This is a genomic window from Arthrobacter sp. 01N442 (assembly GCF_056399345.1).
Window position 1 is genome coordinate 387,524 of sequence record NZ_JBFTRD010000004.1, and the last position, 25,320, is coordinate 412,843.

General features: G+C 62.5%; 23 protein-coding genes. 13 read left to right on the forward strand and 10 right to left on the reverse strand.

What is annotated here, in order from left to right:
• Nucleotides 1-122: 122 nt before the first annotated feature.
• The 6 genes from AC1DNC_RS09215 (at nucleotide 123) to AC1DNC_RS09240 (ending at nucleotide 5,494) form a co-directional block, all read left to right on the forward strand.
• Complete coding sequence (locus AC1DNC_RS09215) at nucleotides 123-779, forward strand: type II secretion system F family protein (protein WP_476862262.1); 657 nt, start codon at nucleotides 123-125, stop codon at nucleotides 777-779.
• Nucleotides 776-1,390, forward strand: a complete 615-nt coding sequence (locus AC1DNC_RS09220) for a type II secretion system F family protein (protein WP_476862263.1) — start codon at nucleotides 776-778, stop codon at nucleotides 1,388-1,390. Before AC1DNC_RS09215 ends, AC1DNC_RS09220 begins: the two co-directional genes overlap by 4 nt.
• Before the next feature lie 140 nt (nucleotides 1,391-1,530).
• Complete coding sequence (locus AC1DNC_RS09225; RefSeq protein ID WP_476862264.1) at nucleotides 1,531-1,758, forward strand: DUF4244 domain-containing protein; 228 nt, start codon at nucleotides 1,531-1,533, stop codon at nucleotides 1,756-1,758.
• 573 nt (nucleotides 1,759-2,331) lie between these two features.
• Nucleotides 2,332-2,613 (forward strand): hypothetical protein, encoded by a 282-nt coding sequence (locus AC1DNC_RS09230; RefSeq protein ID WP_476862265.1) that lies wholly within the window; start codon nucleotides 2,332-2,334, stop codon nucleotides 2,611-2,613.
• 329 nt (nucleotides 2,614-2,942) lie between these two features.
• Complete coding sequence (locus AC1DNC_RS09235) at nucleotides 2,943-3,737, forward strand: hypothetical protein (RefSeq protein WP_476862266.1); 795 nt, start codon at nucleotides 2,943-2,945, stop codon at nucleotides 3,735-3,737.
• Nucleotides 3,738-4,324: 587 nt separating this feature from the next.
• Nucleotides 4,325-5,494, forward strand: a complete 1,170-nt coding sequence (locus AC1DNC_RS09240; RefSeq protein WP_476862267.1) for a hypothetical protein — start codon at nucleotides 4,325-4,327, stop codon at nucleotides 5,492-5,494.
• A gap of 101 nt (nucleotides 5,495-5,595) precedes the next feature.
• Here AC1DNC_RS09240 and AC1DNC_RS09245 read toward each other — a convergent pair whose 3' ends face one another.
• The gene (locus AC1DNC_RS09245) at nucleotides 5,596-6,525 is read right to left on the reverse strand and encodes a hypothetical protein (protein WP_476862268.1); all 930 of its coding nucleotides are present in this window, start codon (nucleotides 6,523-6,525) and stop codon (nucleotides 5,596-5,598) included.
• Nucleotides 6,526-7,037: 512 nt separating this feature from the next.
• A complete protein-coding gene (locus AC1DNC_RS09250) occupies nucleotides 7,038-7,421 on the reverse strand; it encodes a helix-turn-helix domain-containing protein (RefSeq protein ID WP_476862269.1) in 384 nt (127 codons plus the stop codon).
• A 206-nt stretch (nucleotides 7,422-7,627) separates the two neighbouring features.
• On the opposite strand from AC1DNC_RS09250, the gene AC1DNC_RS09255 reads away from it, so the two are divergent.
• The 4 genes from AC1DNC_RS09255 to AC1DNC_RS09270 are packed head-to-tail and all read left to right on the forward strand — an operon-like array spanning nucleotide 7,628 to nucleotide 12,889.
• On the forward strand, nucleotides 7,628-7,984 hold the full coding sequence (locus tag AC1DNC_RS09255; protein ID WP_476862270.1) for a helix-turn-helix domain-containing protein: 357 nt from the start codon (nucleotides 7,628-7,630) through the stop codon (nucleotides 7,982-7,984).
• A 32-nt stretch (nucleotides 7,985-8,016) separates the two neighbouring features.
• Nucleotides 8,017-10,713: a toprim domain-containing protein gene (locus AC1DNC_RS09260; protein ID WP_476862271.1), complete on the forward strand. Its 2,697-nt coding sequence runs from the start codon at nucleotides 8,017-8,019 to the stop codon at nucleotides 10,711-10,713.
• Nucleotides 10,710-12,602, forward strand: a complete 1,893-nt coding sequence (locus tag AC1DNC_RS09265) for a DNA polymerase (protein WP_476862272.1) — start codon at nucleotides 10,710-10,712, stop codon at nucleotides 12,600-12,602. Before AC1DNC_RS09260 ends, AC1DNC_RS09265 begins: the two co-directional genes overlap by 4 nt.
• Entirely contained in the window at nucleotides 12,599-12,889 is a 291-nt protein-coding gene (locus AC1DNC_RS09270) for a hypothetical protein (protein WP_476862273.1), read from the forward strand. The genes AC1DNC_RS09265 and AC1DNC_RS09270 overlap by 4 nt, the downstream gene beginning before the upstream one ends.
• Nucleotides 12,890-12,986: 97 nt before the next feature.
• Here the strand turns inward: AC1DNC_RS09270 and AC1DNC_RS09275 are convergent, their stop codons facing one another.
• Entirely contained in the window at nucleotides 12,987-15,152 is a 2,166-nt protein-coding gene (locus AC1DNC_RS09275) for an AAA family ATPase (protein WP_476862274.1), read from the reverse strand.
• 794 nt (nucleotides 15,153-15,946) lie between these two features.
• Between AC1DNC_RS09275 and AC1DNC_RS09280 the strand changes: the two genes are divergently transcribed.
• A complete protein-coding gene (locus tag AC1DNC_RS09280; protein ID WP_476862275.1) occupies nucleotides 15,947-16,498 on the forward strand; it encodes a hypothetical protein in 552 nt (183 codons plus the stop codon).
• 76 nt (nucleotides 16,499-16,574) lie between these two features.
• On the opposite strand, the gene AC1DNC_RS09285 is transcribed toward AC1DNC_RS09280, so the two are convergent.
• The 7 genes from AC1DNC_RS09285 to AC1DNC_RS09315 form a co-directional block, all read right to left on the reverse strand.
• Nucleotides 16,575-16,859, reverse strand: coding sequence for a hypothetical protein (locus AC1DNC_RS09285; RefSeq protein WP_476862276.1), 285 nt, complete (start codon nucleotides 16,857-16,859; stop codon nucleotides 16,575-16,577).
• 136 nt (nucleotides 16,860-16,995) lie between these two features.
• Nucleotides 16,996-17,556 carry a hypothetical protein gene (locus tag AC1DNC_RS09290; RefSeq protein ID WP_476862277.1) on the reverse strand — a complete coding sequence of 187 codons (561 nt, stop codon included), beginning with the start codon at nucleotides 17,554-17,556 and terminating at the stop codon, nucleotides 16,996-16,998.
• 374 nt (nucleotides 17,557-17,930) lie between these two features.
• Complete coding sequence (locus tag AC1DNC_RS09295; protein WP_476862278.1) at nucleotides 17,931-18,233, reverse strand: hypothetical protein; 303 nt, start codon at nucleotides 18,231-18,233, stop codon at nucleotides 17,931-17,933.
• Nucleotides 18,234-18,366: 133 nt separating this feature from the next.
• On the reverse strand, nucleotides 18,367-18,963 hold the full coding sequence (locus tag AC1DNC_RS09300) for a hypothetical protein (RefSeq protein WP_476862279.1): 597 nt from the start codon (nucleotides 18,961-18,963) through the stop codon (nucleotides 18,367-18,369).
• 114 nt (nucleotides 18,964-19,077) lie between these two features.
• A complete protein-coding gene (locus tag AC1DNC_RS09305) occupies nucleotides 19,078-19,998 on the reverse strand; it encodes a tyrosine-type recombinase/integrase (RefSeq protein WP_476862280.1) in 921 nt (306 codons plus the stop codon).
• Between the two features lie 273 nt (nucleotides 19,999-20,271).
• Nucleotides 20,272-20,457, reverse strand: a complete 186-nt coding sequence (locus tag AC1DNC_RS09310) for a YegP family protein (protein ID WP_476862281.1) — start codon at nucleotides 20,455-20,457, stop codon at nucleotides 20,272-20,274.
• Nucleotides 20,458-20,548: 91 nt separating this feature from the next.
• The gene (locus tag AC1DNC_RS09315; RefSeq protein ID WP_476862282.1) at nucleotides 20,549-22,003 is read right to left on the reverse strand and encodes a hypothetical protein; all 1,455 of its coding nucleotides are present in this window, start codon (nucleotides 22,001-22,003) and stop codon (nucleotides 20,549-20,551) included.
• A gap of 390 nt (nucleotides 22,004-22,393) precedes the next feature.
• Here AC1DNC_RS09315 and AC1DNC_RS09320 point away from each other — a divergent pair, with 390 nt between their 5' ends.
• Nucleotides 22,394-23,326 carry an ABC transporter ATP-binding protein gene (locus tag AC1DNC_RS09320; RefSeq protein WP_476862283.1) on the forward strand — a complete coding sequence of 311 codons (933 nt, stop codon included), beginning with the start codon at nucleotides 22,394-22,396 and terminating at the stop codon, nucleotides 23,324-23,326.
• Between the two features lie 4 nt (nucleotides 23,327-23,330).
• Nucleotides 23,331-24,641, forward strand: coding sequence for an ABC transporter permease (locus AC1DNC_RS09325; RefSeq protein WP_476862284.1), 1,311 nt, complete (start codon nucleotides 23,331-23,333; stop codon nucleotides 24,639-24,641).
• The last annotated feature ends 679 nt before the right edge of the window (nucleotides 24,642-25,320 follow it).

Below are 25,320 nucleotides of genomic sequence, written 5' to 3' on the forward strand. Positions count from 1 at the left end.
GGTCTCTTCCAGGCCGCTTCGGGAGGTCGGCATCGGAGCTGTCCGTCGGGCGGCGGGCAGAAGGCCGGGGTGGCCGCTTCGCGCCGCTGCGCGGGAAGGGCAGGGCGGCGGCTGCTGTCCCCATGACCGTGCTGGTTCAGCAGTTGGCCGCGCTGTTGAAGGGCGGCCGGACACCCGCCCGGCTGTGGGACGAACTTTGGCTTCTCTATGCGGACCGGGAATTGCCTGACCGCACGCAGGGCAGGACGCAGGGCAGCAGCGGGCGACGCAACCGGGGCGCCGGGCGGCCCGACGCCTTGGATGCGACCTCGCAGGCGATCCTGGCGGCAGCCCGGTCTGCCGCACTGCGGGGAGCCCCGGTCGCGGCAGCCATCCGGACGTGTGCGTCCACCGGTGCCGGCGGCGGCGCCCACGCTGGTCCGGAGGAAAGGAAACGGGCGGTCTGGGTGGAACTTGCAGCATGCTTCGACGTAGCCGAGGCCAGCGGCTGCCCGCTTGCCGAGGTCCTGAACCGCTTCGCCGCCCACCTGGAAGCCGAGGAGGACGCCGAAGCCGCCCGGCAGACCGCACTCGCCGGCCCCCGGGCAACCGTCCGCATCCTGACCTGGCTGCCTTTTTTGGGGCTCGGCCTCGGTGTCCTGCTCGGCGTGGACCCCTTGAGCATCCTGCTCGGGACGCCCTTCGGCATGGCGGCGCTCGTCGCCGGACTCGCCCTCACCGCAGCGGGTCGGATCTGGTCCTCCCGTCTCGTCCGGGCGGCGGCCCGGCTGCAGTGGTGATCCCCCCGGTGGGCAGTTTCGCGGTGGCCGCGCTGCTGGCCGCGGCGGTGGTCGTGGCGCTCGCCGACCAACGCCGTGCGGGCATGCGGTGGCGGCGGCTGGGCCGACGTCAGACTGGCGGGGCGCCTGCGGGAGGCGCAGGCGGCGACGCGAAGACGGCGCCCGAGCCGGGCGTCGGGCTCCGTGATCCGGCACTGATGCTGGAACTGATCGGTGCGATGCTGGACGCCGGAGCAGGGCTGGGGCGCTCGTTGGAATTAGTTGCCGGCCGCGCGGACCCCGAGCTCGGGCGCGCTCTGAGGCCTGTCGTCTCCGCCCTCGCGATCGGCGCCGACTGGGAGACGGCGTGGCGGAGTTCCCAGGCAGTTCCAGCGCGGTTGCTGGCCCTCCGGGACGCCCTGGCCTTCGCCGCGCTGACCGGCGTGCCGTCCGCGGCCATCCTCTATACGCAGGCCGCCCGGCTGCGCCGCGAGCATTTCCGGGCCGCCGAGCAGCGGGCCGCGGCATTGGGCGTGAAGCTCGTCGTCCCGCTCGGGCTGTGCTCGCTGCCCGCGTTTGTGTGCCTGGGCATAGTGCCGGTGCTACTCGCGATGCTGCCCCACGGACCCTGAGGGAAGGATCCGCGTGCCTCGACTTCTCCTCAACAGCCGAAGTTTTCCACTTGGCCACGGACCGCACTTACCGGCGCACGGCGTGGGATCGACATTGGAATCAGCCGGTACTGCACCGGAACAATCGGAGAGGAAATCCCATGACACTTCACCGCAGCACCCCCGCCGGAACCGACCGTGCGACCGCCGAGACTGGAACCGCAGAGGTTCTGGAAATCTACCCGGGCGCCCGGCAGGGGCCGCCGGTCCAGGCCGTTCCCCGTCCGTCCCGCAGATGGGGAAGGCTCTTCGGCTCCGAGGCGGGGATGGCAACGGCTGAATACGCCATCGCCACGCTCGCCGTCGTGCACCTCATAAGGCGGACTTGAGTTCTAACGGCCGGACAGTTTTCCAAGCATCCGCGTCACCGCTTATACCGGATAGAGCGTCGAGGAAGCGCCCCGGGCCGGTGGGCAGTATCGAGGGACCTCACGCCGCTTATTGGGACGGTTTGATGAGGACATCACTCCGGTGAACGACAACCCGGAGGCTCTGTTGTCGACCGTCACCTGGTTGCCTAGGCAAACGGCATGGCGCATCGTCGGAAGGCGGTGAAGCGCATATCTGCCGCTGCCGGCAAGAGAGAGTAGTGCCCCAGCTGTTTTGGGTCGCTACATTCTGGGGGCTGCTGACCCGGTGCAACAGGAGAGTGGGTGCGGGAGCCGCGGGATGCTCGCGCAGCTTCATGCGTCTTCCCCTCTAGCGGTCCGGTGTGCATACCATGACGGCATGCTGCTTTCTTCGCTGGCTTTCATTGGGCTTCCAATATGAGAGTTTCACAGAACCCACCAACGCGACGCACACCACATAATAAGTCGCTACGGGCTAGGGAGGCCGAGGCCAGGGGCGAAAGGACCTGGACGAATTGGCAAAGAGGGCCCCTCATTGAAGAGGTGCTCCGAGTGAACCAAAGGGGTCTCGATGCATCGGATCTGCGGTCCGTTAAACCGCTCGAATACCTGAAGGTAAAATTGCTCGTCCCGACCGAACATCATCATGTTCGCTTACGGCTCGCCGGACTGGAAAGCGAGCAGGTCCATTACTACAGCATCAATCGAAAGCTTGTGGATTTGCTCACGACGGCCAAGGTTCGAGGCTGGGGTCGAACTCGGCCGACCGAGGCTGACCTCGACGAAATGGTGGAGAACTTAACAGGTCACCGCTTTTATCGCCAACGCCGCTAGGCTAGGCACAGTGATCCAAGTCCGCAGCCCGCGGTTTGTAAATCGACACTACCTGCCGCAAATCAGCGGCAGCGGCATTTCTAGGCAGGTTTCCCACAGTAATTTCAGCTCGAACAGGGGTGCCTAGACACCCCTCCCACGTCATAATTGTATGAACCCCATGAAGTTATCTATGATTGCGTCCTGTTGCCCTAAATGCTTCAGCATGTAACAAGAAAGCAGTCCCTCAATTGGAGAGTCACAAAGTGTCGGGAAACCTGGTTCCAACTATGATCACACGCCCCCTCCCTTGGGCGGCAAGTATGGGTTCTGAAATTCGTTGGGATCCCATGTCTTCCCGATATGTACCGGCTGATTACCCAATGATATATTTTGACTCCCATCAGAAGGTCGGCACGTACCTGCATGAAATCGACACTGCGTATAATCGGCTCGTTGACGGCAACCGCCGGGCAGGCCTCCAGCCCCCGCTAACCCTTGGGATTCCCTCGTTTTATTCCCAGTATGAAGTTGCGTTACCTGTCTTCGACCTCGTCCGGAGCCTCGACTATGAGGGCATCACACTTCAGCGGGTTGGTGTCGGAAAGAGCCCCACAGAGCTGCCAATCATCCAGCCCAACGGTGAGGGCGGACCTGCACTGGTTGTGGGTGCACGCTATGAAGTGTGCACCTCGTACGACCGCGGAGAAGTCCTACCCTCACTTCCTGGGTCGAACACGCCCCTCCGGCGGCTTCGTGGGTACGACTTCAAACTCACACTCTTGGGCCACCAGGCAAAACTGCAGACATCGTGCTTGGTATTTAGCTCGGAGACAAAAGGATCCCATGGTCAAGACCAACCAGATTCCGGAATGCCGCCCCTCCCACTGATCGACAACGCACAGTATTCGTTTGATTCCCTTATCCAGAATCCCCGATTTCTTGGTGAAGCGCTTGAAAGCGCCGTTGGTCCTCTCATTGCTGCTTACTGGGATCACTGCAGTCTCCGAGTGGTCACGGAACTCGGAGCCATCTACATGGACCAGGCAATGACGTTCGACCCTCGCTACCTGAGCTCAGACCAATTTCTGGACTTCTTTGCTGCCGCGATGGCGATGGAGCAATGGGCGAATAGGGAGCTTTAGGACATCCGCGACACGGCCTGTCCAGGCATAAGCCGCGCTTCCGCGTCATCAAAGGCGCGATGGGTTCGGCAGCCAGACGAAATCAGAGGTCCAGCACGGCCGGCGTGGATAGCTCCTTCGAGGAACGTAGCCGACGGAAGGCGCCGTCCTGAGGCACACCGTGGAATCACTCCTGACTGGAACACCGGCCACCTACATCCCCAAACGGCCGGCTTTGTACCGACGGGACATACTCTGTGCCGAATTGGGAAAGTTACTTCTTTTGTCGACGTCTAAAGTTCGGCGTTGAGGGCACGCAGGCGGTGCCTTGCTTGGAACGGGTGACGAAGAAGGTCCCGCCGGAACTTTTGGCGATCCTCGCGTCGAACCACTTTTGCTTATCCCGCCGCCACCTCGTTTCTCGAGTAGTTCTCAAATGCGACGCGGACTTCTAGGCACGTAGATTCGGCGTTCCGAAAGGGCTGTTCATTCTTCACCCTTCCCTGACTCCCTCTGGGGCCTCTCCCTACCAAAATCCCCTCGGGAAAATGCCGTCAAAGTCCGCGAGCTGCGTAGCGAGCATAGGCAACTAGGGTTAGTTTCGGTGAATGGCGGATAAAACGTACGATCCAAGGGTGACCCTCCACAACGTGGAGACAGGCGAGGCAACACCGGTAGAAGCGCACTTGGTGCACGGCTTGGATGATTTCAGCAGAGCCTGGGAACCCCAGGTGGAGACCCCATCGCCGCTGATGTTCGAGGGCTGGCAGATGTCGGATGACGAGCACCCCCCGGGGTGCGGCCGCCCTGGGTATCGGCTTGTTTATAAGACGCTACGGACGATCGTCGTACCTCAGGTGAGGCTCGAAATGCGCAACCTCCTCGTAAGATTCACGAACGGGGAGGTCACTATCGGGAGGCCCCTTTTCCATGGCACGCTCGACTCGAGGAAGTCGGGTCACTTCATCGTCCCCGAGTGGGGATCAGCCGCCCTCGGTGAGGGTGGGAACGGAGTCCATTACGAATACGCTGTCAACGGAAACGTTCACATAGAGGCCGCTCAGGATACGTATCCGGCCTGCAACTATGTAGAAGTTCTTTATGTCCTGGACGACGGCGTCTCCTCTACATATGAGGCCTCCATGGCAGCCGGTCGAGCCGGAATCGCCCCCTTTACTGCCATGTTGGACTTGTCATATGGTGACCGGCTGCTTGGCCCAATCCTGACCGAGGAAGTTGGGGAGCTTTTCGATGACTGGCATTGGAACCGACGTCTTGGCGGCCGCACTGTTGCTCTCGAGTCTCAGGCGAACATGAAGATGATTTCCGGGCACCAGTTGTCGGACGCCCTACGAGCAGCAGTGGATCGTCAGGTAGACCTACGGGATGAGAGCCGTGCATCCGCCAGGGTCGCCGCCCAATGGTACTGGGAGGCCGAGAGCCAGTCTGATCCCGGGCTCGGTTTCGCCTCGTATTGGCTTGTATTGGAAGCTCTGGAGTTAGGGCAAAACGCGAACGTCCGACCACTTCGCGTGGCCTTCTCGGCAATCCTTGGCTGCAATGAAGATGACTTGAAGGAATCGATAGGGCGCCTATATGGAGAGCGTAGCGGGTTGTTGCACGGCAATATACGGGCCGTGGACGAGAGCCAAGTTGCGAAGGTCAGGGTGCTCGCAAGCGCGTTGCTACATCGGCATCTTTTCGGCGACATACCCGATGAGAGAGTGGAGGAAGTGCGCCAAGTTCTCCTGCCGGAGCGGTCACCTACATCAGTCTAAAGATCCACGACCGGACATTTCGACGGATCTCGTCCCGCTAGCCTAGGGGCCCCTTTGGGAAGCGAGCTGAATTGTCAGCACCTTGGGCTAATTAGTGATTTTCAGAGATCTTGGTCTGTGCTGCGCAGGTAATCGATCCACGGCTCGGCGCGCTCGAGGACTCCGACCCAGCGGTTCCGGTACTCCTGTTCCACCGCGAAGTGGTTGATTACCTGATTCACGACCAGCCGGCACGTCCCGAAGAGCATGGCCGCATACGGGAGCATCACCTTTCGTCTCCGGACGAAGCCGATGCCGGCTTCGATGTCCTGCCCAATGAACATCGTGACCCCTGCGGTTTCGCCGTGAGCGACGCCTGAGAGCTGGGAGTAGAACGAACGGCCGGGGGCGCCCGGCGCGCTGTCGGACAGAACGGATGAAGCCAGAGCGGTGACGCCTACGCGCTCGGCCTGCAGCCCTGCATCAACTAGCACCTCCTTGAGACCGTCAATGTAGGTTGATCCATTGATCTGCTCGCCATTGAAGAGAGTAAAGTCGCTGTGCTTCGTTGAGGCTGAGAGCTCGGCGATGCCCAGGCTGAGATGCCGGCGTAAGAGCTCCGGTGGTGAGCTGGCCTGGAGCAGGTAGTGCGCCTTGCCGAACGCCTCGACGGCACCCCTGGTCAGGGTGGCAAGCGACATGACGGGGCCGTCCTTCGGCAGGAGCATCGAGAAGGAACGCATGTGGTCGAGGGCGGCGAAGCTGTAGAAGCCGATCGCCAGATGGGCCGACTGGATGTGTGAGGCGCCGGTCGACGTGGGGACGTTGAGCGAATCGGACAAGAAAGTCTCGGCCTTAGACCCCGGGCGCGCCCGCCGGCCGACCGCGAGGTGTGTGATTGCATTGGCGTCCGGGACGAGTCCGATCACGATCTGCCGCATTAGCTTCACGTCCTGGTCACTGAGGTGATCCTCGGGACCTACACCGCCGATTCCGTTGGACCGGCCGACGAAACCTTGAGCTCGGGCCGGGGAGTTCAAGGCTTCTGCCACCGCCACATCCTTCTGCTAGACCTGCAGCTTAACAGCCGTCGCTAGCTCTGGTCCTGCCAAGGAGAGTGGATGGGACCACGGGGCGGTGCGGCCCTCAATCGAGGTTGCTGCACCCGGGAGAGCAGGAGAGCAGTCGGAGAGCACCGAATCGGTTCTTACTCTCCGCGCTTGGCCGCGGAATTCCGCGGAAGTTGCACCTCAGGAGAGCAGGAGAGTAAGAAAAGAAGGCTTTAGGTGTGAGCTTGCGTGCGTGGGCATCACAATGCCGGGTGCGTGACGCCTAGACACGCACACACACGTTCCAGCAAGAGGGCAGGTTCCTTGCGCTCCTGCTCTCCCTAGACCCAAAATCGGCTCCCCACCGCGGGAAAGACGCGGAGAGCAATTCGGAGAGCAACCGATCGGCGCACTCTCCTGCTCTCCGACGACGCCTGCAACTGGAGTCATCGAGGCCAACCAGCCGGAGGTAAGGCCAGGGTGCATTCGTCGTAGCATCACGGAAACGCCCTGCCTCAATCGTTACGGGATTCCTCAAGTTCTGCGATGCGTCGACGCGTAGCAGACACCGCGTCCTGCGCTTGTTGGACCGCTTCTTCAGCTTGGTGTACCTGCCAGGACTGCAGGCTTAGGTCGCGCCGCAGTTCGCTGATTTCGTCATCGATGGCCTCCTTGTCCCGCAGCATCGATGCAAGCGGCACCTGAAGTACGTCGGCGATCGCAACTGCCTCGTCAAGCCGTACTGCCCGTTCGTGTTTCTCGGCGCGAGCAACGGCACTGGGATCGATGCTTCGCCCGATCAATTCCGTGAGGCGCGCAGCAAGGGCTGCTTGCGAAAGGCCTGCCCGTTGCCGCTCCTCGATAAGCCTCCGGGCAAATGTCTCCGTCGCGATCGTCACGTCGTGGTTCCCTCTCATTCCTGTCGTAATAGTGTGTTCAATACATGATGATATACAAAGACTTGCGATGATCACCATGCATCGTTATGCTCAGCGTACGACAGGTCGCGACAACGCCACAGTCCACACACCAGTTCTCTTGGGTGGCGGTGACCTCCGATTCCCGGAACGACGGACGCATGGGACCCACTCACTGAGAGGTCCTGATGTCCACTTCGATCGCGTCCCTCCCGCAGACGCTTCGTCTGTCCAGCGGAGATGACCCCCGGCTCGCCCTCCGCGCCGCCCATGAGCGCGGCTGGCCCCACCCGCATACGCTGCGCGGCTACATCCACACGGGCCGGCTCCCTGCTGTACGGGTCGGAAAACAATTCATGGTCAAAGAATCTGATCTCGAGCGACTGATGACGCCGGTCAATGCCGCTGACTCCGCGCCCCAGCGTCAGGGGTCTTCCGAAGCTGACCTCACCGACCTCGCCGCACTTGCGGCGCGCATGGTCGCCTCCTGGCCGCGCCTAACTGAACAGCGAAAGGCCGAATTGGGCCGGCTGCTGGCCGCCTGAAACGCAACAAGAGCCCCGCCGAAGCGGAGCTCTTGCAGTCAATTCTGAAAAATCCGGCCCTGCAGCAGTTCGCACCTGCCCATGGCCACGGAGGAAACAAGGTCCTCATGATTACTATAGACGACGCCCCCGACAGTCACCGCACGGGGTTCGATAGCACTGACAACAAGGCAGCAGCCGCTCTGTCCGGCCACCTGTCTCCTTATTCAGATCTGGAACAGGAGCACGCGCAGGAGCTGCACGACAGTGCGATCCCGGCCGCAATCGCCGCCGCCCAGGGAGTCCGCAGCGCCCACGTGCGCGACGACCTCCCCGCTTGGGCCAGATGGATCGCCGACAAGTACGGAGACAGCGTATTCCCTTGCCTGGTGTACCCAATGGTCCACCCCGACGGATCCGCAACGGGCCAGGTCAAGCCGGCTCCGGGCAGTGTGACGAGTGAAGGCCGCACCCTCAAGTACGTCTCGCCGGGCAGGGTCGACGACCCGCCTCAACTGCCCGTCCTGCGCGCCGTGCAGCACCCGGACGTCGTCCTCATCGTCGAGGGTGTCAAGCAAGCGCTGGCAGCTCTCGCATGGGCTCCGAAAAACTGGTCGATCTACCGCATCACGGGAATCTGGTCGTGGCGTGTCGCTGGCGACGGCGAGGATGACCCGGGCGCCCCGACGCCGCATCTGGGCGTTGTGCAGGGTCGCAACGTCGTGATCGTGCCCGATGCTGACGCTAAGACCAACATCCTTGTCTTCGAAGGTGCGACCGCGCTCGGCGAAGCCTGCGAGGCATACGGAGCTTTGAGCGTGAAGTTCGCCCGGATCCCCGGAGCTGGCAAGGAAGGTCTCGACGACCTGCTGGGCCGCATCTCCAACGACGACGCCCGACGCAGCATGCTGTTGTCGTGGGTCACCAAGGCGCATGGGAGGCCCGCAGACCTCGACAAGCGCGAGCAGAAGGCGATGCGCAAGGCGCTCGACGAGAGACGTGCGGCAGAGCTTTCCGCGGCACCCGTAACGGCACCCGAGGGACGCACGCCCGTGGATGTCGGAGGGGATCAGCGGCAGGCGTCGCTCGATCTGCTCGCGGCACTGATCGAGCGCTCCGGCGGCGTGCTGGTGTTCCAGCGTGGCGACGAGCTCGTGCGCGTCCGGCGTGCAAAGGATGGCAAGGGCGGGGACGGCCCGCTGTGCGCAACCACGCTCGACCGGAAAGGGCTGCGTCGCGAACTGCTGGACGTGACATATCCGTACACTGTGAGCGCGAAAGGGCCGGCCCCGGCCGTGCTATCCGATAGCCTGGTCGACCTCGTCGCGGATCATTACGACAGGCTCCCGTGGCTGACCGGCGTCACGCGCTCCCCGCTCGTACTCGCTGACGGTGCCGTGCTCACGAAGTCCGGGTACCACGCTGCAAGCGGCGTCTACCTCGACCTGTCGCCCGACGTGCAGGGCATCGAGGTGCCGGACTACCCGGATGATGCGGATATCGAGGAAGCAGTCTCGTTGATCCGCGACGACCTCTTCGCGATGGACGGCGCGGACGGATACGACGGCTGGGCGTTCTCCAGAGTGGCAGACCAGACCAGCGCAATCGCCGGCCTCATTACCCCTGTCATCCGCGCAGTCGTCAGGAAAGCGCCCATGCTCCTGTTCGACGGTCTCCACCGTGGTGTGGGCAAGGGCGGATGCCTCGATGTGATCCATCTGATCGCCTTCGGAGCGCCGGCACCGATCCAGACGACGCCGAAGTCCGACGAGGAGATGGACAAGCGGATCACCGCCAAGCTCCGGGCGAGTGCCGACACGGTCTGCCTCGACGAGGTGCAGGACGATGCGGGCTCCAGGCTCACGTCGAACTCGCTCAGCGCCGCGCTGACATCCGAGATCTACGAGGGCCGCAAGCTCGGATCCTCAGAGATGCTGAGCCTGCCGCAAACGGCCAGCTGGTACGGCCTTGGTAACAACATTGAGATCCCCGGGGACATGGTCCGGCGCGTCTACACGTGCCGGATGGCCTCCGACCGCGAAGACCTCGAGACCCGCGACGATTTCCGTCATGATCTCGACACCTGGGTGCCGGAGCACCGCGCTGAACTGCTGCGCGCAGTGCTGGTGCTTGTACGGGCCTGGTACGCCCGGGGATGCCCCGCGGCCCCGAGGACATTCGGGTTCAAGTCCTTCACCGAGTGGCAGCATGTCGTCGGCGGCATCCTTCACCTCGCCGGCATCCGCGGATTCCTCTCAACCGTGCTCGCGGTCCGCGAGAGCGCGGACAGTGAGGCCGTGGACAATTCTGAGCACTGGGCCTGGGTGGAGTCTGTCTTCCCCGCTGGAAGCCGGTTCGGAGCTTCTGCAGTGCTCGCACAGGCGAAGGCTGATCCGGACGCTCCGCCGCCCTACGGGAAGTCCTGGGAGGAGCTCGACGCCCGCAAGCTCTCGATGTACTACGGCCAGCACCCCCGATGGTATGACGGCCTTCGCGTGCGCGAGGACGGGAAGTTGCATGGCAAGGGCAAGGCCTATGTCGTGGACCGGCTCCCCGTGGGCGTCGCGGCGCTGCAGGGTGCCCAACTGAACGCCGCTCCGACGCTGGGCGCACCTCGTCCGGCCGCAGGTGCCGCCCCTGGCGAGCTCATCGACTTCACCGGACGTGGCGGGTTTAAGCAGCAGGCTGCTCGGGCGATGCCGCCGATGAACGGAAAGACCATCGTTGAGCTCGATGGTGATGCCTCGTGAGCATCCTCTACCTGGACCTCGAAACCGCGGACGCGGATCGCATCTGGGACTACGGCTCCGGATTCGTCCGCCTCGCGGGCTTCGCCGCCGGCGGCTCTGCGGTAGTCACAACCACCGACATCGGCGCGGTGGTCGAGATGATCTGGCAAGCCGACCTTGTGGTCGGCCATAACCTGCTCGCCTTCGACCTGCCTGCGCTCGAGCGGTACCACGGACTCGACCTTGCACGTCTCGTGCGCGAGCAACGGGTGATCGACACGCTGCTGGTGGCCCGGCAGAACGACCCGCCTCTGTCCGGTAAGGCCGACGCCCGGCGGTACAACCTTGATGCCCTATGCCGGCGCGTGCTCGGCGAGGGCAAGGTCTCCGACGACTCCGGCTCAATGCTCAAAGTACTCGCCCGCAAGTTCGGCGGCTACGACCGGATCCCCGTCGACGATCCCGACTACGTGCGGTACCTCGTCCAGGACGTCGAGCTCGTGCGCGAGCTGTCTAGACACCTTATAGTCGACGACTATGTCCGGCGGGAGCTTCAGGTGATGTGGCGGCTCGGGCACATCTCCAAGAACGGCTGGCGGGTTGACGTCGAAAGTGCCCGGGAGGTGCTCGCGGCTCAGGCAGAGCGTGTGCAGCTGCACAAGCAGCGCCTCCACGAGGGGTACGGGCTACCACTTGAGGGAGCGAGGCCGCAGGCTACGAATGTCGGCAAGGCTGCGCTCGAGCGGGTCTTCTCCGACCTCGGTGTCAAGCCGCCACAAACTGCCAAGGGGAACCTGGCGACCGGCAAAGATGCGCTGGAGGCTCTCGAAACGCAGCATCCGGACAACGCCGGCCTGCTCCAGCTGTGCAGCACGCTGCGCGCCTTCAACGGGGAACGTTCGTCTGCGCAGACGATCCTCGATTACACCGCGCCCGATGGGCGCGTGCACCCACAGGTCGCCGCGACCCAGGCGTTCGGTCGATTCTCGGTCACGAAGCCCGGCCTCACGGTCCAGGGCAAGCGCGACCGCGGCAACCTGCTCGAGCGGGCACTGCTCCTTCCCGACGAGGGGCACGTACTCATCACAGTCGACCTGTCCCAGGTTGACGCCCGCGCGATCGCGATGCATGCCCAGGACCCGGGCTATATGGCTGCCGTCGCACCGGGTACTGATCTTCACGACGAGATGGCCGCGGCGGTCTTCGGGGAGAATGGTTGGGACCGCGCTTCGGGCCACCACCCCCGTCGCGGCGATGCGAAGGCGATAACGCACGCTACGTCGTATGGGATGGGCGCCAGCGGGCTGGCCGCCTACGCGGGGATCTCAGTGGAAGAGGCTCAGCGGCAACTGGCCACACTCGATGCCCGGTTCCCCCGTCTGGCCGCGTTCAAGTCCGCAATTCGGGACGAAGCCCGGGGCCAAATTCTCGTGAACGCTTTCGGCCGCCGAATGCGCGTGCAGCCCGGTAAGGAATACACGCAGGCGCCGGCGGCGATTGGCCAGGGAACGGCCCGCGACTTGATGACCGAGGGCGTGCTGCGGCTCCCTGAGTGGCTGCTGCCGTGCCTGCGCGCAGTCGTCCATGACGAGCTCGTCCTGTCCGTTCCAGAGAGCAGGGCGGGCGAGGCCGAAGACGCAGTCCTCGCTGCTCTGCAGTTCACCCACCAGATCGCGCCGGGCGCGACGCCCGTTCCCGTACTCGCGGAGAAGGGTGCCCGTGGACGTGACTGGGCCGACTGTTACCGCGTAGAGAAGGCAAACTGGCCCGAAGTCGCCCGTATCCACCGTGAACTGACGGCCTGTGGCGACGACCGCTGCACGTGGCATACCGTAAGCGGCACTTTTACCACCACCAGCACGAACACCAACACCAACACCAACACCAACACTGAGGAGATCCCAGCATGACGATCAATTTTCGAACCGAGGAAGAGCAGGAACAACTGAACGACCACGTGCGCCGCAAGGAGGTATTGGAGTGGGCCCTTTTCCAATCGCTCCATGCCGAGCCAGCGAGTGCAGGGCAGGTGAAGCGGTTCCTCGCTACTGCTCCACCCGAGGTATTCGTGCTGTTGGGCGGCCTCGTGCCGACAGCCGCGCTGCCGGCCACTCAGAACGAGTCCTTGCACGAGAACCCGATCGTGCAAGGTTTCGTCGGTGCGGTCAGGGCGCGCCGGAAGCAGGACCGGCGATAAGCCACCCCTGCGGCCATTCGCGCGCCTGGGCGCAGGCTATCGTCGCACTCGAGGCCGAGAGCGCTTACGTCAGCCGTGGGGAACGGACTTCCCAATCCTAGTTAAGTGCATCCACCTCATCGAGGAGCCTTACAAGATGCTCGTCAGACATATCGAGAATTGGCTCGTACATAAAAGAATTGACGTGAATATGCTCCGGCGTCATCAACACAACGTTATCGATCGCACGAATTGAATTACTTTCCTCTGGGAAATCCCGCTTATAACGGGTGAACAGTCGTCCGGTCTGATTCGCGTGAAGATTATCCATGAATCCTTGGTCATCGATGCTCTTGACCATGAACTTCTCGGCGGCGAGGCGGATGGCTATTGAGAGGGTGATTTTGTTCGCGAGGTCCATCGTGACAGCCCCGCCTACACATTTGCGCGCCTGGTCATTGACCATATCGATCACCACACCGGAGGGTTCGGGCCAAGCGCCGTTAGTGGCGAACAGATCGTTGAAAATCTGGTCAAGGTCGGCTTGCATGATAGATGTGGTGTCGGGCTTCCAGTGCAGGAGCGATGTCAATTTGATGTAGCTCGGATCGTCCTCGCCTCTCGTGTACTCGAGGAGGTTACGTACGAAGGGGATGGCGGCTACGCGTTTGGTCGCATCGATGAAGAAGTTTGGCTTGAAGTCTCTGATGAACGGGTTCTTGATACCCGCGGCTCTGATGAGTTCGAGCCCGTCATCGCTTTTTTGTACCATGAGGCATTGTTTATAGGGCACGAACCGACTCTCGAGGGTGCGATAGAAGTCGAAGTTGTGCGTGAGCACAACCAGTCGGAAGTTCTCAAACTCTGCGATGTCCTTGAGGTACTGAATAATCGCGTACTTATTTTTGTAGTCGAATGAGTCGGCAATGTCATCGACGATGAATACCGTTTCGCCGGGTGAGTTCTTACGGCGTTCTACCTCGAATAGCACGTTGAGGATGTAGAGAGCCTTCTTCTCGCCAGTACTCAAGACCTCGAGTAGGTCATCGCGCTCCACCGCGACTCGTTCGTCGCCTTCTGCGAATTCAAAGCCAAGCTTGGTGACTGGTTCGAGTCCAAGCACTACGTTGGTGCGGTTTTTCACAGTTAGGGTGAACGGGACGAAGAACCGCGTGTTGAAGATTTCGATGACCTCTTCCCACTGACCTCGCTGTTCGGCCGCCGCTGCTTGAATTTCCTTCTTGCGTTTTTCAGCGGCCCGAAAGCGCGACACTGCCTCTAGGTAGAGGTCCTCGTTGGCCTTCAGATAGGATTTCCAGACTCTTTCCCTGAAGCGATCGACGTTCTCAAACTCCGGCAATATTTCCTGATGGTCGGAAATGAACGCCCAAAATCGGCGACTCTCAACGTTCTTAGTGAGCTTGTTCTCGATCGCAGCGAATGTCTTCCGAAGTGCCGGATCATCGCTGATCGCGTCCTTTTCGGATGCGATCAACTCCGATAGCTCTTTCTGGCTTGTGATCGCGGCCCCTCTGCCGCCATCGTTAAGCACGATCGAGTGGCTTGCCTCAAAGAAGCCGTTGGTACCCAGGCTCTTCGCGATCGTCTCTGCGTTGTAATAGCTGAACGTCTCTCGGGAGAAGTACGCGGAAGCATCTAAAAGGTCGTTGAACCGCGCCACGTACTTTGCCAGAGCTTCAGTGAAGTCTTTGGTCTGGAGAAGCGCTACCACTTTGTCATCAAAAATGACGTCGTATGGCAGCTCCGCGTACGACGCTGCGTCTTCGACCAGCTCTTCCTCGACTCGCACGAGGGCCCGGAAAAAGCTCTCACGGTCCCGGGTGATTGCTAGGGACAGCTCGCTCGAAACATCTTTCTTCGTCTGAGCCTGGGACTTGAGGGCAGTTACAAGGTCCGTCTTCGCTTCATTGATGCCGCGCTGCAGTTCGGCGTATTCAGAACGAAGCGCCTTGTCGACGAGAAGTGTCGACGTTTGTTCAGTGGGCCCCACCTCCTCGTCGTAGGAGACGATCACGACGACCTGTTCGGGATCGAGCGCCACACCGGACTGGTCGGTGATGCTCCGCGAGCTCATCCGGTCGGGGAACACGTGGTCCGTCGACGGTTCGCCAAGAGACAAGTCGCCGAACGTGCGAGCGAACGACGTCTTCATGGTCCCGTTTGGTGCGTAGATCGCGGTCGCACGCGCGTCCTTAAAGCTCAGTTCCGCATCTAGACGGTTGATGCCGTGGCAGTTCGTGAGGTCAATCTTGAGCTTCTTCATTCCGCCTAAATTCAACGTGGACTCGGTTGGCTACACCACCTAGGTTAGTGGTGGGGCCGTGTCAATCTCGTAAGCCCTTGCATTACGGTCCATAAATGTTGGAAAACGTCTCGTAACTTGCGTAGATTGCAGCGCGCTGTTCCGAAACACTACAAGGTCTTGAGGCGCGGAGACTTTGAGGCACTGCTATCTGGCAGGCATAGGCCCGCTCCAGCGAGAACTGACGTATCAGCGCGGTCGTGATGAAATCTACTATGGACCGCAAATCACTGGAGAGCCTCGGCTTCGAGGAATTCCACTCCTTCATAACCATGGACCCGATGGCTCCACCGCTCGACTTCGGGGCATACGTTGTTCTCCGACCCTCATCCGGAGAGCCGAACTTTCTCCGAGAGAGCCGAGGAGGACGATTTAAGGGTCAGGATCGAACCGTGCGGCCCGCTGAGGTTCTCATTGGAAACTGGGTTCCGCATACCCCGGTGCTCTATATCGGTGGGGCGGGCATGAAAGCCGGTCAGCTGACACATCTTCGTGGTCGCATCGATTCCTACCGCCAATATGGCCAAGGTTTCCCCAAATCGCATGCCGGCGGGTGTCGTATCTGGCAACTCGCCGATTGTGAGGAGCTCCTCATCACCTGGAAAGCAACCCCTGGGGTGCCAGGGCTAATTTTGGAACGGAGGCTGCGAAAGATCTTTGCGGATGAACACTCCGGAGCTAGACCTTTCGCAAACGGACCTCTCAAAAGGAAGTAAGCTTCTCCGGTGCCGATGTAACGACGATTGGATCCGCTCATGTCCGACCCCCTATCGCCCCTCCAGCGAGCGACGAAAATGGTTGCTGGTACATACAACGGACCACACTGTGTGGAAGCGGCTGCTCTGATGCTCGAGATAGGGGAGCGCCTGGGTTACGACCTCGAAGCCCGCCCAGTCTCGCTGTTCGCCGTCAACGTGCGAACTGGACAGAGTGTAGCCACCGGGGAATACGGCCGGGCCTTCGGTGACAACTTCCTAAGCCGATACGGTTCCGTCACCATTGGGGGCGAATTCGAGGGAGGGACGGCCTTCCAGCGCCACGCAGGGCACATGATTGTCGTTTCAGATAAGCACGACTTGCTTCTCGATCCCACCTTCGCTCAGTTTCATCAACTTGGCGAATCGGCTGTGGCTCTCTTCGCGTCAGAGACACGTCTCCACCAGAGCGGGCGATTCTGGCATGTGGGTGACGAGGACTTTTTCGCTCGCTATTTTACAGCGGATGACTTTATGGAGCTGGAGTTCGAATTGATCCGCAAGGCTTCAGTTGAACGCGCTGAGAAGATCGTCGCCTACCTCAACAAGTAGACTCTGTCCTGCCCCACGTGTGACTTGCCACGGGTAAGCGACGTCGCGGTCCCAACCTTCCCGCTCGGGGCCCGCGCTAGAGCCCGCTGCTGCCCTTCCACTCCTCTGCCGTCACGCGTTTGATGCTGGCCGACTGCGCCCAGCCCAGGTGGTATGTGCCCGAAGCATCCAGCCACTCAATTAGCCCGTAGCTGTTCGACCAGGCCACCGCCTTGCCGTAGATGCTGCCGACCTGCACCAGGGGACGCCCATACTTCGGGAAGTCATGAATCATTGAGGTGTCATCCATCGGGCGGACCTTCTCGGCGTCCAGACGCGCCATTATCCGCTCCATGTCCTCGGGAGATCCAGCCTTGATCACGCCTCAATTTTAGGGCGATTCCGGGCATTTATCGAATGTGTGTTCTCCACAGGGTTGTACACACGTGAATATACGTTCGACCAACGGCAACTGACGGCCCGCGGGGCCGCTTGCAACCGGCTCCCAGAAGCGCCGGCTAGCCGCCGATCCAACGAAACCCACAGCCCCTGACCGTAAACCCGGCGGCGCTGGCGGGGATAGTGAGGGTGAACTGCGGGGCGACACTGATGAAATTGTTGGCCATGATGTTGCCCTGAGCGTCCGAGAGCTCCCAGTAGCAGTTCTCCACTTTTTCGCCCTGGGACTGCCAGGTGCCCGGTACGACGTCCTTGCCGACCAGGTACTTGCCCGTGTAAACCAGCTTGCCGCTGATGCGGTCGGCATCCAGGGCGGCGCCGGCGCCGGCGTTTGCCTCCAGAACCGCACGCTTCGGGTGATCCGGGCACAGGGTCACTGCCGCCGCAATTTCCTTGGCTTGTGCCGGACTGACTTCACCCTCGAAGTAGTGCCCGGCGGTGGTGGCGCACAGCGCATAGAGATACTTGACTGTGTCCGGCGACGTCCCGCCGGAGGCGGTGCCTGCGACCTTTTCCGCCGCAGTTTGGGTGCCCGTGGTCGTGCCTGCTGTGCACAGATCGAACGGGCTTGCCCAGGCTGCCCTGTAATCGGTGATCGTAGTCCGGGAGGCGCTCTTCACGGAGCACGACAGGGAATATTTCAGACCCGCAGGTGGCGCCGTAGGCGTGGGCGTCGCGGTGGCCGTCAGTGTAGAGCTGGGTGTCCGGCTCGGGGACGGCGACGCCGTTGAGGGCGCATCGGATGGGCTGGGCGCCACCGCCGCCGTCCCTCCTCCGCATCCGCTCACAAGAGATGCCGCGACGATCGCGGACAGGGCAGTGGTCAGAATGCGGTTCAAGGTTCCCCCAAAGAAGTGCTGTGGTCACAGGCTATACGGCCAGTTGCTGGTACAAGTCACAGACCCGCTTCTGCCGGGCGTACCGGCGCGGCTGTGACCAATCAGTGCCGGGAGGTAGTTCCGCCCCGGCACAGCCGCGTCCGGCCCTTGGAAAGCTACCTTTGCCCGCCCGCGTTTTCGGCAACGAGACGCCTCAGCTTGGCGTTAGATAACTCCTTGTTCTCCCCGCCCGAGCAGAGGTTGGCCTGAGGCTGCAGCAGATCGTCCAACGCCCGGACCAGGCCCGCGGTGACCTCAGGAGTCGCCCAGTTCTTATGCGCGACCTGAAATATCCAGTCGCAAACCTGCGCACCCGTCAGGGAACGCTCCAGGTCAACCTCGTACTGGTCGTACTCCAAGACCAAACGCTTCTCGTCAAGCGTCCAGCCTCCCCAACCTGATTTCTCTGCCGACATCACTCGACCCCGCCTTCTTCTTCAGTTCCGTGTCCGCCGTCGCAACGTCACCACCTTAGGACAAAGGTCCAGGTTGGGTGGAGGCGGGGCGGCCATGACAGGCTGCGCTCTGGTTCCCGGCTGGTCCGTGGGGCCTTTACATGTCTTCCTCGTCGACGTCGCTGAGGAGCCTAACCCCTGGCGGTAAACCCGGGTCGGGCCTCTCGTGCGCACCCAGGCGAGGGGATGCCTCCCCCCTAGTCAGGGCCTTCCACCTGAACCACCGGCGCTGGAAAATCGCCCAAGAGTCGCAGTCCACTCTCATGCGTCGGGCTGCCACCATCCTGCCGAGACGAGTGTTACTTGCACGAAACGAATCGTAGGCCGTGACCTCTATGACGCCGCCATGCTCCCGGTTCAGTGCAATGGACAACTTCATCGGCTCCGCACCGGGGCCCATGAAGGGGCGGTACTGCTCAGAGCCGTCCATAAGGCGACCGTAGACGGGGGTGACCTGAACGTTCCAGAGGTTCCCGTCGCCGTAGTGGCGGATTTCCACGTCGCTCAGGGCGTACGTCTCCCGAGGCTTACCGTGTTCGAGCATGATGTACGCGGTGCCGGCCTCGCGGATGAAGAAGGCTATGCCCGCTATGGGAAAGATTTGTTCTGCGCGGAAAATCTGCCAGCCGACACCGACAGCAGCGATGGCAGAGAACACCAGCGCAGCCAGTGCCACAATCTCAGCACCCGTCAAAACTCCACCCATTTCTCCCTGGTCCTCATAAGAGAGAGCCTATCTTCCGCTGCCCACCTGCCCCTCTCATCCCGAAATTCGTACCTTGAACATAGGGGGCGAAAAAATCGACCCCTACGCGAGAGCCCTGGCGACGTCGTAGCCGGCGGATTTCTGAAGGTTGTTCCGCGCCCGGTCGTAGCGCCGGGTGGTCCGCGGATCCGCGTGGCCCATGCTGTCCTGCAGGGCGTGCAGCGAGGTCCCGCTATCGAGCGCGATGGTGGCGAAGGTGTGCCGCAGGCTGTGCGGTGAAATCTGGCCGTCGATGCCTGCCCGGCGCGCGAGGCGCTGCACGGTACGGGCTGCTTCTGATCTCTGCCACGGCCGTCCGGTCGAGGTGGTGAACAGCGGCCGGCTCATCCCCGGACCGTGTCCCTGTACGAGCTCGGTGCCCGAGGTGCCCAGGTACGCATTGAGTGCCACCACCGCCGGCGCCGGGACGGCGACCTTGGCGGTCTTGCCTCCCTTGCGCCGGATGCTCAGCGTGCGGTGGCCGGCGTCGTGGCCGTAGTCGCTGGGGCGCGCTGTGAGCGCTTCGCTGATCCGGACGCCGGTGAACATCAGCAGGTTGATCAGGGCGTTGGACCTCGGGCCGTCCAGGCGCGCCGCCTCCAGCAGCGCCTTCGCCTGGTCCCGGCTGAGTCCCTGGGTCGCACTGTGGTCGGCATCGACGTTGGGCCGGACCACGGTCGCGACCGGGTTCCGTTCGATGGCACCCTCCGCCAGCGCATACCGGTAGAAGCTCGACAGCGCCGAGAGCTTCACCGCCACCGTCGACGGCACCCCGGTGAGGGTGTGCCGGTAGCCGTCCACATGCACCCGGCGCACCGTCAGCAGATCCAGGCCGACCCGGTCGAGCCACGCGCAGTACCCAGCCAGATTTCGGGTGTACGCGGCCAGGGTGTGACGCGAAGACTGCGCCAACTGCCACGCCGCAATAATGGGGGCGTGTCTTGCAGCGTTCCCGACAGGTGCGCTGGTATAAGCGAGGTCCATACTCCACCTTCCCACGTCATTAGTGACATTATGTTGTGGATTTGTGGCGCATCGAGGGCCGCCGAGAGAGGAACAATCCAAATCGTCACGACGCGCCCGGGCCGGACCGCAGGCTCTCACCCAAGCAGGCTGACTGGCTCGATGCTCGAGGGCGGAGAAGTGTTCATCGATCAAGCGCGAACAGTGTTCGACGTACCCCGGCGGGTGTGCGCGGCAAGGAAGAAGCCCGGCCACCCTTCGTCGGGGGCCGGGCTTCCCAGTGCTGGGGTCCGATCAGGATTCCTCGGTGAGGTCCACGACGTCGGAGCCGGCGTTCTTCTTCACGGATTCGATGCCGTGCATTGCGCTGGCCTTCGTCTTGTAGCTCTCCGAAGTGGCGATCGCCTCGCCGTTGCCGGCCTTGAGTCGGAACCGGAACCCGCCGGACTTGTCCTTGTAGACCTCGAACTTGCCTGCCATGGTGACACCTTCCACTGAGACTGAACGCCCACCGGCCCGTTGCCGGATGAGCCACACACTACCTGCGGGGCCGGGCCCGGTGAAGAAGTGCCTACGGTTTCTTGCCGGCGAGGATCTTCCGGGCGGCGTCCGCACGGGCCCCGGTGCAGTTTTTCGTGCCGTAGCCGCTGCGGCGGAGGTCGCCGCCCATGGCCGAAGCCATGCAGTCGGCCAGCTGCTCGACGCCGGGAACAGGCCGGGTCCCATAGATCGCGTTCATCCGCTTCACCAGCTGGTTGAAGTCCGGGTAGACCTTGAAAGACAGGATGTGCGCGCATTCGTGGAGGGAGACGAACCTCAGCGAAGCCTGGTCCGGGATGCCGGTGGCCATCTTGATCTGGCGGTTCAGCGAGTTGGCATTGCTGGTCCGGCCGGGAATGAGGGTGATGACCTGGTTCGGGCAGTAGCGCTTCATGTAGTTGTAAGAGGTCTTCGTGTACCCGGTGTACCGGGCCGGGTCCACGTGCACGATGGTGGAGGTGGGAGACGTCCAGGCACTCTCCCGCGCGGTGGCGTCCACGGCCACCCGGTATTTGCGGACGACGGTCCCGGCGGTGAGTGGAGTCTTCACGGATGCCCTGTAGCCGCTGGGACTGGTGAACGCGACGGTCTGCAGGGTCACCCATTTGCCCGCGCGGTACTCCTGGAGGCGGCCGGTGCGGGACCCGTAGGCGAAGCCCAGCTGGTACGTGTCGGACCACTGGGTTTTGGCCGCCACCCGTCCGCCAGCGGTGCTGAACGGCGTAGAGCTGAAACTAAAGGGAGCGAACGCGCTGGTTGCCCGCCGCTTGTAGGTGAGCGTCCTGGCCGGCGAGGTGGAAAGCGTCTTGCCCGCACTGAGCAGCAACGCCCGGAGCGAGGCACTGCCTTCGGTCTTGAAGGTGTACGCAGTGAAGGTGGCCGAGGATTCGGCGGCTCCCAGCTCCCTGGAGGTCCAGACGGTCCGCCACACCCCTGCGTCGTTGCGCTGCAGGGCGATGGTGGTCCCGGCTGTGCCGGAGGTCATGCCCCAGAAGGAGAGCGCCTTGGCCGGCTGGTCGGCCTCCTCATAGGTACTTAAGTCGATCTTGGGGGCCACAGGCGGGGGAACCGGCTTGGCCCATACCGTCCAGTTGGAACCCCAGGCCACAGCGGTCCCGTCCTTCAGCGCCACAGCCTGGAGCTGGACAACACCGGAGGCCGTAGCGCCGTAGGACGCTACTACCGTGTATGTCGCGGTCGTGGCCGGTGCCGGAGCGGTCCAGGTGCTGTCCTTGCCGTCGATCGTGATGTTCAGCCTGGCGGTCAGGCCTATGCCGTTGGTCATCGTGATGGTCACCGTGTTGCCCGCCCCGGTTCCGGGGTCCAGCTCGATCACTGGTTCAGCGGTGGATTCGGCTGCGATGTCCCCGACCTGCGCGGCCTCCGCCGCCAGGGCCGGTCCGACCGGTGACAGCAGCCCGGCGGTGACCGCCAGTACCGCGGCCGTAGCCGCAACGGACCGGCGCAAAAATCCTCTGTTGTTCAATTCCCCCACCTTGTTCGAAAGACGCAGGGGATGGGCCGTGACCGGGACCCGGCCGGCGAATGTTTCCCCCAGTGCAGACTCTAACCGCGAACCAGGAGTTTTGTCCCGGTTTGCCCCGCCGATGCCCCGCCCGTTCGCCGTGAAGCCCCGTGCGGCGAATACCCGTGGCGGTCCGACCCGACTCCCTTCTAGGACCGCGAACGGGCCCGGGGACCGTCGATTCCCTGGACGCGGCACGTGGCGAAGCCCGACAAGTGAAGGCCATAGGCGGAATCCCTGACTACAGCCGCTTCGAAAGTTGCCGGCATGGGCCCCACTCGTTGCGCACATGCAATCAGCGACGCCACCCGGCGCTCCCTCGGTACGCTTATTGCCGGTTAGGCTGGTGGCATGACGTTGGGGGACGCGGCCGCGGAGCCGCTTGTACACATCAAAGACTTCCGCATGGACTTCGGGGACACGACGGTCATCAGAGACCTGTCCTTCGACGTCCGCGCCGGGGAAACGTTCGGGTTCCTCGGCAGCAACGGTTCCGGAAAGACCACCACGCTGCGGGCGCTGCTTGGCATCTACCAGCCCACCGCCGGCACCCTCCATATCGGCGGGAAGCCCTTCGTCCCGAGGGACGGCGCGCGCTTGGGATACCTGCCCGAGGAGCGCGGGCTCTACAAAAAAGAGTCCGTCCTCGACGTCATGGTCTACTTCGGCCGGCTCAAGGGCCTGGACAAAGCCCGCGCCAAAGCCTGGTCACGGGACTACCTCGAACGCGTCGGGCTCGCTGACAAAGCCACCACCCGGCTCGACAAACTCTCCGGCGGCCAGCAGCAGAAGATCCAGCTCGGCGTCACGATCATGAACGACCCCGAGCTGCTGATCCTCGACGAACCCACAAAGGGCTTCGACCCCGTCAACCGTCGCCTACTCATGGACATCATCGAAGAACAAAAACTCGCCGGCGCGACCGTCGTTATGGTCACCCACCAGATGGAGGAAGTCGAACGCCTCTGCGACCGGGTCATCCTGCTCAAGGATGGCACCTCACGGGCCTACGGCACTGTCACTGAAGTCCAGGACCAATTCGGCGGCACCCTCTACCGGATCACCTACACCGGCCACCTGCCCGCCTCGACCCTGTACGACGTCGTCACCAACGCCGGCAGCGACGCCGAAGTCGCCCCCCGGCCTGGAGGAGACGAAGCAACCGTCCTCCGGGAACTCATCGAGCACGGCGTCGCCGTGCGGTCCTTCACCACAGCGCGGACCTCCCTGGATGAGGTCTTCATCAAGGTCTACGGTGAACAGCACGAACTGGCAGAGGCATAACCCGATGACACAGCACACCACGACACAGCACCCTTCACCCGCGGCGCCGGCGACCCCGCCGCCGGCGCCGAAGCGCCCGTTCGCGCAGCACAACCTCCGCACCGTGATCGACTTCGAATTCACCCGCACCATGAAAAAACGCGGCTTCTGGATCGCCACCCTCGCCATCCCGGTCGTCATGGGGGTCGTGTTTGCCCTCGTCTACCTGAGCAACTCCTCCACCGCCGCCACCGCGGACGCCCAGAAGACCGCAGCGGTGTCTTTCATCTACACCGACGGTTCCGGCCTCATCGCCCCCGACGTCGCCGCCGCCATGGGCGGGAAAAAGGTCACCGACCCCCGGCAGGCACTGCAGGATGTGAAAAAAGGTCTCACCGACGCGTATTTCGCATACCCGAAAGAACCCGCTGCCCAGCCGGTGAAGGTCTACGGGGCAGATAAGGGCATCTTCGAGAACGGCAAATACGACGCCGTCGCCAAGCAACTCCTTACCGCCTCGGCCCGGGCCACCATCGGATCCCCGCAGTTGACAGCGGCGGCTGGCGGCGAGGTGAAGACAGAAGCCACCACGTTCAAAGACGGCCAGGAATCCGGCGGCTTCGGCGCAGCAATACCACCGCTGATGTTCCTGGTGATCTTCTACATTTCACTGATCCTGCTCTCCAACCAGATGCTCAACAGCACACTGGAAGAGAAGGAAAACAGGGTCACTGAAATGATCCTCACCACCCTGAACCCCACTACCCTGATCATCGGAAAGGTCACCGCCCTGTTCATGGTCGGTCTCGTCCAGATCCTGATCTTCCTCACCCCGGTCGCCGTCGGGTACCTTTTCTTCCGCGACAAGCTCGCCCTCCCGGACCTAGACCTCTCCACGATCACCTTCGAACCCGGACCTATGATCGTCGGGGCGCTGCTGCTCCTGGGCGGGTTCACCGTCTTCACCGGGGTCTTGGTCGCGATCGGCGCAGTCATGCCGACCGCCAAAGACGCCGGCACCATCTTCGGGCCCCTCATGGCGCTGATCTTTGTCCCGTTCTACGCGATCAGCCTGATCATCTCCGACCCCCGCGCACCCATCGTGCAGATCTTCACCTACTTCCCCCTCTCAGCGCCCGTGACCGCGCTGCTCCGCAACGGCTTCGGCACCCTCACGCCCGTCGAAGCGACCATCGTCATCGCCGAACTGTTCATCGTCGGATTCCTCATCCTGCGCCTGGCAGTCCACCTCTTCCGGTACGGGTCCATCCAGTACTCGGGAAAACTCTCCATCGCCGGCACCTTCCGGAAACGCACTACGCCCACCGGGAAATGACGCCTATGCCAACCAAGTTCACGAACCCTCAGACGTCCCGTCTAATCCGATGCCTACGGTGGGCCTTCGGCATGTCATGTACGGTGCTCGCCATATCAATGACCCTCTCGTGGGACGATCCGGGTCTTCCGCCGATGCTTGGGCCAATACTGGTTCTGGCGTTTTTTGTTTGTGCGGCGAGCAGCGTCGCCGGACTAGCTGCCGTCCGAATCAAAAACTCCCGGAAATAGCCCAAGTGTCAGATTCCGAAGTCGTTTGCCCGGAATGCCTAAAGTCGTCTGCACTGAGTGCGAAGTAAGTACTCCCTGAGCCGCTCCCGTTTCGGTGGCACGCTCTCGAGCTCAGTTCACGCGGCGCGCCGGATGAACGTTGGGGCGCATTCCCAGCGGCTATAGCCCCTCCGGGGCGACAAGGAAGACTACCTCAGGGGCGGAAGCTCCAACCGGGCCAGCCTCTTCACGGCTTCGGGAGTCACCCGGCCCCGTTCCTTGTCCAAGGCGACCCTCAACTGCGCAGCCAGGATATTGCGGCGTACATGCATCGCCAAGACTCTCCGCGACGCCGGATCGGTCTTGAGCTTCCCGTCCGGCGTTCTCAACGTGACGAAGGGGGACGGCAATTCCGGGGGCGTTAGCTGGGCAAGTCGTACTACCGCCTCCGGCGTCTGACGGCCCTGGAC